The sequence below is a fragment of the Candidatus Thermoplasmatota archaeon genome (assembly GCA_029907305.1).
Lineage (GTDB): Archaea > Thermoplasmatota > E2 > DHVEG-1 > DHVEG-1 > JARYMC01.
Map to the genome: position 1 here is coordinate 1 of JARYMC010000032.1, position 13,769 is coordinate 13,769.

The following is a 13,769-nucleotide window of genomic DNA, read 5'->3' on the forward strand; positions in this document are numbered from 1 at the left end:
TGAACTGCTAAATCCAAATCAGTCTCTCTATAGATCAATAACGGGAAATCTGTTTGGTCTGCCTGAATTTTTGTATGATCGATAACTATCATTTTTCTATATTGCCAATCTGTATCCCACCATCCAACGTCCGTGATATTTGTAATATCTAAATCAGTTTGACATTGTTCCAATACTCGTTTTTTCATCTCATAATTTGCGTTGTTAATCTCTGAGATTTTCATTGGTATACTAGCTGTAAATGTTTGTAGTATTATTGCAAGTGAAACACCTATTATTGCTGCTGTGGCTGATAAAGAGATTCCCATCCTTTTTTTACCTCTAAATATTTTTTTATATTTTGAATATGAAATCTTTTTTAATTCCAATATTGTCTATAACCATTAGATTGTGATCACCAGATGATATCAAATTTGAGTCTACATAAATTGTAGCAACCTCACCAGGTTGGATACTGCTAACAGAAAAATAATAACTGGTTTTAGATAAAATAACTCCATCTATTAGCAGTTGAAACGTATCATTGTTTGTAACTAGATTATTATCCCCTATGTTTTTCAGATAAAATAGATAGTATCCGTTTTCTTCTGGTATGTTTTCGTGGTCGTTGATGATCATGAATTCTGTATCTACTTGTTCTTTCATTTTGTCTAATCTCTGTGATAGGCTTTTATCAAGGTTGTTTGAAACATTTATGAAAATACCTGATACAACACCAGCAACGATCACAGATGCGGCGAAGAAAACTACACTCGTTGCTGTTAAATCAAACCCCATCTTTTCACCAAACTAATATTCATTCATTTTCATAATGTGTACTCATAATAGTCTGATACACCATTTTTTGTAACAACTTTTAACCTCCTTGTCCCTGAGTTGCCTTCTAAATCTGTAAGGTTGAAATATGCTGTGTCTTTCAGATAAATGTAGGGTTTTGAGCAGCTGAATTGTTTGTTGGTCCCATTTACCAAGATGTTGAAATAACCAGTGTTAAGTACAATGCTTCCAGTGTTTTCTACAATTATGCTTATGTTATGGTTTGCCCCGTTTATTGTTGTGGCGACACTAGTTATGTTTATGCTCGTCTTTGTTTGTTCTATAAGCCTGTTTTTCATGTTATAATATGATTCGTTAACATCCTCAAACTTCGGAGGTATGCTACCTATTATGATTTCTACAGATATTAGTATCGCCACTCCGATTATTGCTGCTGCTGCGGTTAGTGAAAACCCCATCCCTTAAACTACCTCCATATCAAGGAGTAATATATCTTCTAGTAAATATTCCCCCTCCTTTTTTAAAGATGAGTATGGTTTTACTCTAAGTTTATTTAATAAATTTAGATAATTTTATCTGATGTGTAGCTGTCTAATTTTTTTGTGATCCTTGATAATTCACTTTCTATCCGGTCGATAAAATGTTTATCAACTTGTTTACCCTTGATTTTCTGTATAAACAGAAGTGATTGGATGTGGTCTTTTGCTTGTAAATCAGTGGTTGTTCCACTTTTAGTGATTTCTTCTTTTATACCATTTGAGTAGTCAATTATGTTTATTTTTGCATCCTCAGAAATCCATCCTATATCAACGTAATAGTCTAACACTGCTGGTAGGTTAGGGCGTCCGCATCTATCAATGAGATACTGGAGCCATTTCATTAGAACTATTATGCTCTCAGGATCGTTAGGTATTTTTGTTAGAGGTTCTAGGTTAATTAGTTCTTGGGAAGGCACCTGTATATCATCTACTTTAACAATTCTGGTTGGAGGTGTTTTTTTGTCAGTTGGATACATCCAGCCTTTTTTCATTATATCATTTTCCAAGTTAGCTATTCTCTGCTGTAGTTTATCCACGGTTTCAAAAAGTTTTTTCATATCTGTAGTTGCTTCTATTTTTTGTTCCAGAGGTTTATCTAAGGTTTTAACAGTAGGTGCTTCCTCTTTTTTGTACCTTTCATCAAATCTGGAATAAGTACGCATTATATTTCGTATCTTATCCACAAGAAGATATAGCTGTTTTCTGTTGATTTTAACTTGTTTTTCAATTAATTTTTTTTCTAATTTTTCTGCTATTCTCTGTGGAATCATATTTTTGGCAACAATCGTAGAAATCTCATTTTTGAGTTCAAAATCCTTTAGAATCTCATTTTCATTAATGTTGCCATTTACATCTTCCATATTTTTCACCCATTTAGGTTTAATCTTAAATTTTCAATAAATTCATCAATCGCCTTGTCTATTGCGTTCTCTGAGGCTATCTCCCTCAGAGACAATTCTATTATCCTATCTAAATCCATGTCTGATAGATTTTCAACTGAGGGGTTAGCTTTCTCTTCCATTCTTATTTCAGGGTTTTCTATTTTCATCCCCATCCTTTCTGCAAACGACTCTAAATCCCCTAGCCTAGTTTTAACTGTTTCAATTTCTTTTGTGAAATTCTCTAATGAATCCAGCCTTTTTTTTGTAACTTTTGATAAACCAACAAAGGGGTTCATTTGTTCGGAAACTATTTCATATAAACTTACGAGGTCATCTAAATCTTTTGACATAGCATCTAGTTTTTGGTTTAAGTTGTTTATATCTTCTTGGTTTTTCTTTATCTGAAAATCAAAATCTTTTATGCTCTGGAGTATAGCACGTTTTTGCTCCAATGCTTCTCTAGACATCTTTTGTTCTTCAGTGTTTTCTGTTTTTTGATCAACAACTATTTTATCATTTGAAATAGCAGGTTTTTTGTCTTCATCTTCTGGTGCTGAACCGAATTTAATAATTTTTCTTAGACTTTCAACATCTTTCTTTGTATCTGTTGGAGGTGTAGTTGTCTCAGAGGTCTTCATAGTTATAGTTTCATCTGTAGGTTTACTGTCCTCACCTTTTCCCATCTTCAACTTTATCTATACCCCTCCTATATAACCTTTATATAGGCTACCCTTATATAGAACTATAACCGGGTATTTAACTTTTACTTCTGTAAACTATATGTTTTTACAATTCTGATATCAGTTTTATAATATTTATACTATCCTTTTTGTTTATCCCTCTATCTTATAATAGACCAGTTGTTATTGATTAAACATGATGTAAAACAAAAGTTTTAAAACACATAATCAGTTTTAGCATATATCTTATCTGTTGTGAGAGGAGATGCTTGGTTATAAGAGAAGAATCTGGAGAGGATGGCAATAACCTTAGATAAAACTAAATATATAATGGTATTCAGCATCAACAAAAATGAAGAGATAATTCAGTTTAATCGTGAATGTGAAAAAATAACTGGTTATTCCAGAGATGAAGCGTTGGGTAAAAATATATTTAATTTTTTGATACCAAAAGATGAATCTGTTAAATGGTACAAAATATTAGATTCGATAAGGAAAAATAATTTTGTGGATAATATAATTTTATCATTTTTAACCAAAAATGGGTCAAAAATTTCTGTGTCGTGTAGTACTTTTCCTGTTGATCCATCTAAAATGGAAAATTTGGAGATATGTTTTGTTGGTGAAACTGTACACCAAGATTATCCTACACACTCGTCCTCTATTGAAAATTTAAAAGATTTAAATCCATCATCATCTGGTTTTGATGATAAAAATCTCGTGGAAATTTTTACTGATAACGCTAAAGTTTCTCAAGAGAAAGAGAAAGAGAAAAAAACAAGTTTAGATAAAGTTCGTTCTTCTGCTAAAGAGGAGATCAAAAATCTGTTTAGCAGATGGCTGTATCTCTTTTTTGATGCTGTTGGCGCAAATAAAAAGAAAGAGGAACTTCAGGCTATAGCGCGTGAATTAGATGAACGAAGGGTTTTACTTAACGCTCTTGAAGCTGAGTTGCTTGAGGAGAAAAAGGAGCTTAATAAGAGGAGACACGAGTTTTCTAAATGGCGTGATAAACTTGAGTTTTTGGAGAAAGAGATTGAGGATAGATGGGTGGAGTTGGAAAATCAGGAGAAGTTGTTTAGAGATTATCTTGCTTCTAAATCTATGAAAGGTTCGCGGCTTAGATATATTAAAGGAGATTTGGGTCTGTCTAACGTCTGTGGTGATACCGGTAGGTATGAAAGTCGTCGCCTTGTTTTAGATAAAATCCCTGATTGTGCTGCGGTTGTTTATCGCGGTATTTTGATGGATGTTAATAGTTCTTTTGTAGAGTTATTGGGTTATGAAATGGATGAAGTTTTAGGTAAGAGTTTATTTGATTTTGTTGCTCCTGAGAGTCTCGAGGAGGTTAAGAGATATTATTTGCATAGGCTTAAGGGTAAGGAAGTTTCTTCTTTTGAGACGTTTATTTTAGGTAAAGATAACAGGAAAATTAATGTTGAAATTAATATTAAACCTTCATCTTATGGTGGCGAAAAAACGAATATAGTGGTTATTAAAAATTTGATGAATAAAGAGTTTTAGATAAAAAATTTTAGAAATAAAAAGAGAGATGGGGGTTTTTTTACCAGAGGTCTACGATTCTCTTTGCGTACAATGCTGGGGATGTGAATTCGAATAATCCTGGTGATCCTGTTTCTGGTTGTAGTGTACCGGATAATATCGCTCTTGTTGGTAATCCGTTTTCTTCTGGTATTACTGCTGTTAGATTCACTAGTATGTATATTCTGTCTCCGTCGTTAATACCTTGAGAGGTATTTATTGAGTTGTCAGCGTCGATTACTGATACTACTCCGTATTCTGTGTTTGTGCTTTTATCAATTATCTTATCGCTGGATCCTGGTGCTATTGGTGTATCAAATACACTCACGTTGTCTGTACCTGCTTCTGCTATTAGTGACGTGTTTAATTTTAGCACTGTTAGGTTGTTGTATTTTATTGTTAGTACTGTGTATCTGAGGTCTATGTCTTGTGTGCCTGCTCTTGGTCTTGCTAGTATTGCCAGGTATTGGATTTTTGTTTTGTTAACATCTGTGTATCCTACGATATTTTCTATGACTATGCCTGCGGATACTTCTCTGATAACGTTTGATCCTACGCTTCTTGCTCTTTGCTGAAGGTTTTCTGCGGTTGTGATTATTACGCTGGCTGCAACTGCTGCTACTAGGATCATGGCTATGAACACAATGAGTGTGCCTATTCCAACAGCTGCTTTATTGTTGCTTCTGAGGTATTTTATGTTTTTGTAATTTTTCTTTTTGTGTTTTGCATGTGATCTTTTGTATTCCATTTCAGCTTCTTTGTTTGGTCTTGGTTTTATTGCAACAATAGTGTTTATTCTAAGGCATCCTAGTCCTTGTTCAGAGTCCACTAATATAAAACCGTCTTTGTAGTCGACGTCTTCAAGTATGCCTGTAACTACACTTGCTCTGTCTTCTCCCGGCTCTTTGGTAACAATCTTACAGTACTTACCAACTAGCCTTTCCATATATTTCTTTTCCATATTTTTTCTCACCTTCCTTACGTTCCCATGCGATATTAGGGCATGGTAATTGTTTTCATGTATAATGTTCTCAATTGACAATATATAAGCCTTTGCCTTTAGAGAGACAAAATGTAAAAGAGACCGAACAGCAAAAACAACACAAACATAAAAACGACAAAATGACATTTTAACAACATAAGGAGAAAAATATAGCATCGACAGATTAGACAAAAATTTTTTTGCAATAAAACTTTCAAATACTCCTGTAAAAATAATGGTATTAATTGTATAATAAAACTTATATATTAAATAATGCTAAAAGAAACCATAGGATAAAAAGTGATAAAAAAAAATGAACAAATTGGGAAGTGCCGGAACAGTATCCACAATAATACTAGTTGGCTTTATACTCTCAGCCATAGCGGTAGCATCAATAATAACAGGTGAAACACAAGAAACAACAACAGAAAAAAACACAGAAGAAATAGTCAACCAGGTCCTAGATGAGATCACAACATACATACAAATAAAAGACCAGGTTGGAAAATTCTACACAACATATGGAGAACAAAGAATAGAAAAAATAGCCTTATTGATAAAACCTCTTATAATCCAAGATATAGATATAACTGGGTTAACAATTAAACTAACCAACGGATATGATGTAAAAATACTAAACTATAGCGGAAAAGCAGAGTTTATAGGTGAAAGTTCTCTTTTTGAACACAAGGCATGGGATGAGATAACATATGATAGCTACGGTTTTATTGTAACAATAGACAGAGATAGATCACTAGTTGAACACAATATCATTAATGGTGACATGACGTATGTTATAATAAAACTGGATGAGAGTTTCTCAGTACCACAAAGAGAGTCAACAACTGTTACACTATTCCCCTATTCTGGTATAGCTAGAACAACAACCCTAAGGGCGCCTCTGGCAATAAAAACAGTTGTCACCTTTGAATAAAAAAACAATAACTTTTTTACTTATTCTCTTCTTCACAGATTATTTTCTTTGTCTTTAGATGATCATCAGATAATCCAAGGGATTTATCAATCTCCTCAAGTATTTTAACCCTATCTTTCCATGCATCCGCTGGTGGTTCCCCTGTTTTATTCTTTTCAAGTAACTCGAGTTCCATATGTTTTTTCTTTATCTCCTCTTCAGCAGATTTTAACACAGATGTGGTTTCCTCAAGCCTTGATTTTAAACTGTTAAACTCCTTCATTTTTGATTCTATAGAAATATTTAGTGACTCTAGCTCCCTTTGTTTCTCCCTTAAAATTGCATCTACGTGTTCTCTATCTAAAAGTTTCTTTTTATCCCTATCTAACTCAAGTAATTTAAGTTGGTTAAACGTCTCCTGGAATCTTTTGTCAAGTTTCTCGAGTTCCTCTTGTTTCCGCTCTAGCTCAGCCTGTAAACCTGCAATTTCAGTTACATCATCTATTATCATTACTGCTCCATGGAAATCACCGTTTTTATCAAGGAGCGGCATATGTGAAATATTTGTTAGATGGACATCACCTTGTTTATTTCTCACAGATATAGACTTGACAATGATAGGTTTCTTTTCCCTCTGACATTGTCTTAAACCATCCTGTAACCGCTCCTTGCCCATAAAATCAATATCAAAAACATTACTACCAATAACATCGGATTTTAAATCAAACATCTCCCCAGCCATTTTGTTAAAATCAGTTATTACACCATCTTTATCTACAGTTATCATAGATGAAGGCACAGTATCTTTTATATGTCTGAGATGTGAACTCATCTTTTCTCTTTCTAAATTAAGTCTATTAATCTCCTTTGTTTTGTCTTCCATCTCTCTCCATAGTTGTTCTAGTTTTTCATCCCTGGACTGTAGAACATTTTTAATCCTATCTAACTCGGTTTGTAACTGGTTTATCATCTCGTTTTTTCTATCTATAATTAACTTGTTTTCTTCTAACTGCTTTTTAACATTTTCAAACTCAATACCCATACGTTCCAATTCATCATTCTTTTTCTTTGTTTCTTCTATTTTTTTCTCAAACTCCATTTTAAACCAGTTCAAAGCTGATTTACTAGCTTTCAATTCCCCTGTCAGATTCTCTATTTCTTTTTGTCGTGCATCTAACTCGATGTTCTTTGATTCCAGTTCCTTCTGAACCTTGTCTAGATTAATCTGTAAAGGTGTTATTTCACTGATTTTTTTCTCAAGTTGCATTCTAATGTTTTGTAGTTCTCTGCCACTAATCTCTAATTCATCTCTCCTGATTTTTAGCTCTCTCTGGAGTTTCATGTTTTCATTGTTTTTCTCATCAAATTGTTGTTTTATTAACCTAAGTTTATCCTGTTTATCTTTAAGTTCAGTTCTTAGATGTTTCAGCTCCTCATCTTTTCTAGCAGTTTCCAGTTCTCTTGTTCTTAGCATAGCCTGTGTCTGCTCCATCTCTCGTTTTATATCATTCAGTTCCTTTGTTTTTGTTTGTAAATTCATATTGCTGCTTTCTAACTTGTTTCTCATTTTATCTAGGTTATCTGTTTTCTCCTCTATCTCCAATCTGCATTGTTTTAACTTCTCGTTTCTAGCTTCTAACTCCATCTGCAGTCTTGTTAACGTGAACTTCATCTCTTCTTCTCTCTTATTTAACTCTTCGTTCCATTTCTCTAGATTTCTATGTTTATCCTCTAGATCCTCCCTTATCCTAGATATTTGTTCTTCTCTTTTTATCATCTCGTCTTCTTTACTTTTTATAATTTTATGTAGCTGTTCTGATTCTGTTTTACTTGCCCTGAGTTCTCTTTTTGTTTCCTCCAGCATTTTATTTACTAGGTTTATTTCTCTGTTTTTTGCCTCCAATTCATTAATCTTTTTTTCAAAATCAGTTTTTAAACAATCGATATCATTATTTTTAACCTTTATTTCTTCGTTTAATTTCTGTAAATCTATCTCTATTTTTTTTATCTCCTTGTTTTTTCTTTCTAGTTCTTCTCTTGTTTTGATTGATTGTTCCTTTTCGGATTTTAGCTCGTTTTCTTTCCTGATAAGCTCTTGTTTTAAATTGTTTATTTCACTGATTTTTTTCTCAAGTTCAAGTTTACTTTTTCTTAGCTCTTCGTTTGTAGCTTCCATCTCCTTATCTATCAAGCTAAGTTTTTTATGCGCCTCTTTGAATCTTTCATCCAGTTCCTTAAAATCTTGTTTTTTCCTCTCCAGTTCATTTTGTAATCCAACTAGTTCGGTTGCATCCTCTATAATCATAACTGATCCCTGAATTTCTCCTTTGTCATCAATCAGAGGAATCTGCGAGACATCTTTCAATAAACCTTCATTGTTTTGATCCTTGATATGTATTGATTTTACAGTAACAGGTCTTTTATCTTTCTGGCACAAAATTTTTGCATCCATGAGCCTTTCATCTTTCATAAGATCTAACTCAAAAACATTGGTCCCAGCCATTTTAGCTCCATCTAAACCCAGCGTTTCCTCCGCTTTCTTATTCCAACCTGTTATGAAACTGTCTTTGTCTATGGTTATTAAAGGCAAGGGTATTGAATCCCTTATGTTTTGTAGAGAAAAAGCAAGCTGTTCTTTTTCCTTTTTTAAACTGTTTATCTCCTCTTCTTTACTTTTTATCTCTAGATTTTTGTTTTCTAAATCTGTCTGGAAACGATCGAGCTCTATTTCAAAACCTGTTATTAATTTATCCCTTGTTTCTATCTCTTGTTCTCTCTCTTTTAACTCTATTTGTAGCTGATCAACAACATCTGCTTTTGTAACAAACTCTGTTTGTTTTTCTTCTAGTTGTTTTTTCATTTCTTCGATTATCTTGTTTCTGCTATCAATTTCTTGGTTAATTGATATGATTTCTTCTTCTCTGTTTTTGAGTTCAAACTGGAGTCTATTGATTTCTTCTAAAATAGGTTTTTTAGTTTGTTTTTCGTTTTCTAGTTCTAGTTTTACTCTGCTGATTTCATTGTTTTTTTCTTCGATTTCTTGTCTGTTACGTATTAGTTCTTCGTTCTTTTTTTCTAATTCATGCTGGATCTTTTGTAGTTCTGTTTGCATGAATTGGGTGTGTTCTTCAATTTTGCTTATTTCTTCATTTCTTAATTTGAGGTGATTCATAGTTTTTTTGAGCACTTCCTTTGTGTTCTCTAAATCTCTGTTTTTTTCTTCTAAAGTTAAATTCGTTAATCTTAATTCTTCGTTTTTCTTTTCTAATTCATTCTGTATCTTTAGCATCTCCTCAGTTTGTTGTATTTGGATAGGTTTTTTATCCATCATTTGTTTTGCTAGCTCTTCTATTATTTTATTTCTTGTTTTAAGCTCATTATCTAATGAGTCGATATCTAACTGTTTGTTTTCCATCTCTGCCTTCATCATTTCCAACTCTTGAATTTTCTCCTGTAGATTTGATTGAGTGGATGTCAGCTCTGTTTTTAGTTGTTTATTCTCACGAGTTTTTTCTTCTATTTTCAACTGGTTTGTTTCAATCTCGTTTCTGAGTCTATCTATCTCCCTGTTTTGTGCCTCCAATCGGTGTTTCATTTTCTCAATTTCATCTTGTAACTGGTTCATCTCATAGTTTTTATCCTCTAATTCCGACTGGTTTATCTTCCATTCCCTAGTTATTCTATTTATCTCCCTTTTGAATAGATCCAACTCACTAGTTTTTTCATCTATCTCTGATTTTAATCTTCTTATCTCTTCATCTCTTTCCCGGATTTTTATAAAAGCGTTCTCACGTATTTTTTCAAAATCATCTAAAAATCTGATGTTTTCTGTTGTGTGTAACCCCTGTATTTTTTTTGGTGGTTCTCTCTCTTTCATCTCCTGTTTGTGCTCTGTTTTTATGATTTTTCTTACTATGCCTATTTCCCCAGCAACTCTTCCGTTTTCTATATAGTTTTTTGTATCTATAGCTAGAGTAACTATGTCTCCTCTTCCAGTTATAACATCTAGATCATATGTTGGTGTTTCTTTACCAATTAGTTTTGATACATGCCTGTACATAGCCTTTTTACGCGCTCTCTCTGTTAGAAAACTCGCCTCGCTGATATTTACTCCTAGTATTTCTCCTCGTGATAGCCCTAGCTCTTCGCAGAAAGCATCATTTACGTCTATTAGTTCGCCTTTTCTGTTTATCACAAAAACAGGGTTGTTGTTGTCAACATAAAAACTGTCTCTTCTATTTGTTGGATCTTCTCCTCTGCCCCCTCTTGTCCTATGAGGTTCATTTAACATATATTTTACCCTCACCCAGAATACCTAATATGGTGAAATTTTTTTTTATTTGTTAAGACACATATGGATATGTGAATATTAATCTTTTTTTGATTTCTGTAAATTTAAATGGAGGGATTTAGCGAACTGAAAGAGATTTTTTTTATATCTCGTTTTTATGCATAAGTTTCTCTACAGCAGATTTTAACTCAAGATACTCGCTTTCTAGCTGCTCGAACTGCTCCTTAAGTGTGTAATACTTGTTTTTATATATTTCATTTTCATCTTTGCTGAACAAAGGTTTTTTTGTTTCTTTAACATCGCCTAGATTTTTGTCAAGTATATGTTCCTCTGTTTCTAGCTCAGAGATTATCTGGTTTTTACCAAGCACTCCAAAAGAGGTTTTGTCTAGCCTTTCTAATAGTTCCTTGCATTTATTTATGTTAACATCAATTATGTTGACTTTACGTCTATGTTCCATAACATTTTCTGAAAATTCTTTTCTATCAATGTCTTTTATAAGTCTTTTTTCAGTTAAATCTATCAGCTCGTCTCTGAGGGCTAAACGCTGTTTTTCTAACACCTTTAAACGGTTCAACAGCATCTCTTTTAGGTATATTGCTTCCTCTATGTATTTTGCCATCTCATCATCGTATTTAACAAATATCTCATATAGTTCTTTGTTTGATACGGAATCATCTGTGAGCAGGGCTGTTAACTCAGGTGATATCCTATCTTTGAATTCCAGTTTTTCTATGTTTTTTAATGATTTTGTGTACCAACTCGGTAAAAATATCAGGCCATTTTTATCTTCATCAAATTGATCTATCTGGAAACTAAGAACTGCATCTGATTTTATATCTTTTATTTTGTAGCCTACAAGGTTTTTCTCGCCATCATAAATAATGTCAAAAACTGTTCCTAGTTTCTCGCCTGTATCCTCAAGGAAAACAGGTTTTCCTATCATATCTTTTTTAATTAAAGTCTTTTTTTTGTCATCCAATTGTTTTTCTTCAGCTGGAACATTTTTTTCAACAGGTATTAAATCTAGTAGCGGGTCTTTTTCTAACTCAGGTTGTTTTATGTTTTCTACAACAACTTTTTTTCCCGGTTCTTTTATTTCTTCTCTTCTCCTAAAACCAATCCTTGTTCTTTTTTTTATTATTTTTTTTCCTTCTAATGATTCCAGTGTTTCGTCTATCTCTTTCTCAGGATTTGCAGAAGATTCTTCTGTCTTTGTTTTATTTTTATTAAAAATATGCATCCTCTGCCTCTCCAGCGTTTAACCTTTACAGGTCACAGCTTCCCTCCAGTATGAGTAATGGGTCTTTCTGTTCTTTAAGATTTCGGAGTAATCTAACTATAACCCATGTTATGAATGACAGTGGTACCAATAGAAACACCAATAAGACTAGGTATACGCCGACTGCTCCAAATCCTAGGGCAAATAATTCTATTACTTGTTTATGGTTCGCTAATATCATCAGGTTTGCTCTTATCATCGTATATATTATAGAGGCTGTTGCCACTATAACAGTCGTGAGTAGTATCTTGCTTCTTAGCTTACAGCTTATGAGATACGCTGTTAACCCAGCTATTAGTGTTGCTAGTATCATTACTAGTATCTGGTCGGTTATAAGAAACAATATCGGTATGATTATTAGAGATGCTAAAACTGGTTTCACAAATGCTTTTCTCAGTGTTTCATCTACACTACTCTGCGTGATATCTGCGTTTATAATCCACCCGATATTTTTTGATAATGAATGTTTTATCTTGCTCTTTATTTTTGTTATTCGTTGGGTTGTTTTCTTACCTAAAAATATTTTTGAGGTGTGACACCAAGATCTGTCTATTTTTAGTGTTGTGTATGTTTCATTTGTAAATGTTATGATGAGCATTATTGATATCGTTATTAATGTTAAAACAGTTGCTACTAAAAAATCTAATATGTATACTGTTAGTTCTGTGTTCCAGCTGCAGACGTTTTTTATGAAATCATCTGGGAATATGATCCAAAAAGGAGAAGAATAAATCATGATCGCCCCAGTGTATGTTCCGTTTGCTGTTGAATTTGATGCTGTAGCTCTTATGCCTACTGTTTTTGATTGCCCTCTCTCAATCTCAAAAACCTCTGCTATGATGTGTTCTTTTATTTCTCCTTTTCCAAATGCTATACCTTTCACAGGTGTTATACTAGGGTTTATTAGTGGTAGTTGTTTTTCGAATGATGTTGTTCCTTGTATTATTCTCCCGAAGTTGATTGCGCTCTGAGGGCTATCTGCGTTTACCCCTAATGATGCCGTTGCTGTATCATATGCAAAACAGTGTATTATAAACAGGAAGAGTATGTATGCTGTTAGAAATAGTACTATTGTTTTTTTAACACTGATTGGTTTATGACCAAATATATAATGATGGAGTTTTTCTTTAGCTGTTTTTGCTTTTTCTGGTACAAGAAATAATAGTACTACTAGTATGACTGCTGATATTGTTAATGGTGCAAACACACCAGCATATGTTAGATATCCTTTTGCTGCAACTGGTTTTGATAGTTGCTCTAACACACTGTTTATCAGTATCGCTATGTAGCCTACGAATGGTATCTTGAGTGGTTGCTGGCCTATGGATATTGTTTTCCCTACCAGATGGTCTTCTCTTATATATGGCTCTGGTATGTGTGGTCCAGCTTGGTCTGTCCACTGGTTTGCATCCCCTTTGGTTTCTAGCATCGGTTTACCTGTTACTGGATCTGTTTTTATCGCCGTTACTCTGTGGACTACTAGTTTTTCACCTGGCCAGTTGATGTAGCTTTTGAAGACGATTACGTCCCCTACTTTTATGTCTTTTATTGTTGTTGGTGTCCATGCTACTATATCACCTTCCATTAGTGTTGGTTGCATTGAAGTCGACGTAACAAGGTCTATGGGGAATGCTGTTCCTGTCCAGATTGACATAAAACGAGATAATATTAGTAGTAGAGCTGCCAGGAATATAATATTACCTATAAATGACCGCATTTTAAATTTGATGTAGCATCCCATCCTATTTGGTATAATATGTATATATTTTTGGATATATTATATTTATGCTAAAAATAGGTTTTTTCCTAGTGTCATAAAATGATTAAAATTTATAGTTCATCACCTCATTAATTGTCCAAATATGATCAGTGAAACCTGCAC

11 protein-coding genes are annotated in these 13,769 nt (G+C 33.4%); 2 read left to right on the plus strand and 9 right to left on the minus strand.

What is annotated here, in order from left to right:
- The 5 genes from QHH19_03540 to QHH19_03560 form a co-directional block, all read right to left on the minus strand.
- Positions 1 to 308 (minus strand): hypothetical protein (locus tag QHH19_03540; GenBank protein MDH7517398.1); only part of this gene is annotated, 308 nt, incomplete at its 3' end.
- A gap of 25 nt (positions 309 to 333) precedes the next feature.
- Positions 334 to 777: a hypothetical protein gene (locus QHH19_03545; GenBank protein ID MDH7517399.1), complete on the minus strand. Its 444-nt coding sequence runs from the start codon at positions 775 to 777 to the stop codon at positions 334 to 336.
- Positions 778 to 806: 29 nt separating this feature from the next.
- The gene (locus QHH19_03550; GenBank protein ID MDH7517400.1) at positions 807 to 1,235 is read right to left on the minus strand and encodes a hypothetical protein; all 429 of its coding nucleotides are present in this window, start codon (positions 1,233 to 1,235) and stop codon (positions 807 to 809) included.
- Positions 1,236 to 1,339: 104 nt separating this feature from the next.
- Positions 1,340 to 2,176, minus strand: coding sequence for a FlaD/FlaE family flagellar protein (locus tag QHH19_03555; protein ID MDH7517401.1), 837 nt, complete (start codon positions 2,174 to 2,176; stop codon positions 1,340 to 1,342).
- A 5-nt stretch (positions 2,177 to 2,181) separates the two neighbouring features.
- Entirely contained in the window at positions 2,182 to 2,880 is a 699-nt protein-coding gene (locus QHH19_03560) for a flagella accessory protein C (protein ID MDH7517402.1), read from the minus strand.
- Between the two features lie 294 nt (positions 2,881 to 3,174).
- Between QHH19_03560 and QHH19_03565 the strand changes: the two genes are divergently transcribed.
- Positions 3,175 to 4,401: a PAS domain S-box protein gene (locus tag QHH19_03565; GenBank protein ID MDH7517403.1), complete on the plus strand. Its 1,227-nt coding sequence runs from the start codon at positions 3,175 to 3,177 to the stop codon at positions 4,399 to 4,401.
- A 40-nt stretch (positions 4,402 to 4,441) separates the two neighbouring features.
- Here QHH19_03565 and QHH19_03570 read toward each other — a convergent pair whose 3' ends face one another.
- Positions 4,442 to 5,380 carry a hypothetical protein gene (locus QHH19_03570; GenBank protein ID MDH7517404.1) on the minus strand — a complete coding sequence of 313 codons (939 nt, stop codon included), beginning with the start codon at positions 5,378 to 5,380 and terminating at the stop codon, positions 4,442 to 4,444.
- Positions 5,381 to 5,714: 334 nt separating this feature from the next.
- On the opposite strand from QHH19_03570, the gene QHH19_03575 reads away from it, so the two are divergent.
- A complete protein-coding gene (locus tag QHH19_03575) occupies positions 5,715 to 6,335 on the plus strand; it encodes a hypothetical protein (protein MDH7517405.1) in 621 nt (206 codons plus the stop codon).
- Between the two features lie 16 nt (positions 6,336 to 6,351).
- On the opposite strand, the gene QHH19_03580 is transcribed toward QHH19_03575, so the two are convergent.
- From QHH19_03580 to QHH19_03590, 3 genes are all read right to left on the minus strand, one after another.
- Complete coding sequence (locus QHH19_03580; protein ID MDH7517406.1) at positions 6,352 to 10,605, minus strand: PAS domain S-box protein; 4,254 nt, start codon at positions 10,603 to 10,605, stop codon at positions 6,352 to 6,354.
- Positions 10,606 to 10,747: 142 nt separating this feature from the next.
- Positions 10,748 to 11,848 carry a PRC-barrel domain-containing protein gene (locus QHH19_03585; GenBank protein ID MDH7517407.1) on the minus strand — a complete coding sequence of 367 codons (1,101 nt, stop codon included), beginning with the start codon at positions 11,846 to 11,848 and terminating at the stop codon, positions 10,748 to 10,750.
- Positions 11,849 to 11,873: 25 nt separating this feature from the next.
- Positions 11,874 to 13,604, minus strand: a complete 1,731-nt coding sequence (locus QHH19_03590; protein MDH7517408.1) for a signal peptidase I — start codon at positions 13,602 to 13,604, stop codon at positions 11,874 to 11,876.
- Positions 13,605 to 13,769 lie beyond the last annotated feature (165 nt).

What these genes read in the sequence shown, in the direction of transcription:
- QHH19_03585 (MDH7517407.1), bottom strand. Translation starts at nt 11,848, where the DNA reads ATGCATATTTTTAATAAAAATAAAACAAAGACAGAAGAATCTTCTGCA.
- QHH19_03555 (MDH7517401.1), bottom strand. Translation starts at nt 2,176, where the DNA reads ATGGAAGATGTAAATGGCAACATTAATGAAAATGAGATTCTAAAGGAT.
- QHH19_03590 (MDH7517408.1), bottom strand. Translation starts at nt 13,604, where the DNA reads ATGCGGTCATTTATAGGTAATATTATATTCCTGGCAGCTCTACTACTA.
- QHH19_03575 (MDH7517405.1), top strand. Translation starts at nt 5,715, where the DNA reads ATGAACAAATTGGGAAGTGCCGGAACAGTATCCACAATAATACTAGTT.
- QHH19_03580 (MDH7517406.1), bottom strand. Translation starts at nt 10,605, where the DNA reads ATGTTAAATGAACCTCATAGGACAAGAGGGGGCAGAGGAGAAGATCCA.
- QHH19_03560 (MDH7517402.1), bottom strand. Translation starts at nt 2,880, where the DNA reads ATGGGAAAAGGTGAGGACAGTAAACCTACAGATGAAACTATAACTATG.
- QHH19_03550 (MDH7517400.1), bottom strand. Translation starts at nt 1,235, where the DNA reads ATGGGGTTTTCACTAACCGCAGCAGCAGCAATAATCGGAGTGGCGATA.
- QHH19_03570 (MDH7517404.1), bottom strand. Translation starts at nt 5,380, where the DNA reads ATGGAAAAGAAATATATGGAAAGGCTAGTTGGTAAGTACTGTAAGATT.
- QHH19_03565 (MDH7517403.1), top strand. Translation starts at nt 3,175, where the DNA reads ATGGCAATAACCTTAGATAAAACTAAATATATAATGGTATTCAGCATC.
- QHH19_03545 (MDH7517399.1), bottom strand. Translation starts at nt 777, where the DNA reads ATGGGGTTTGATTTAACAGCAACGAGTGTAGTTTTCTTCGCCGCATCT.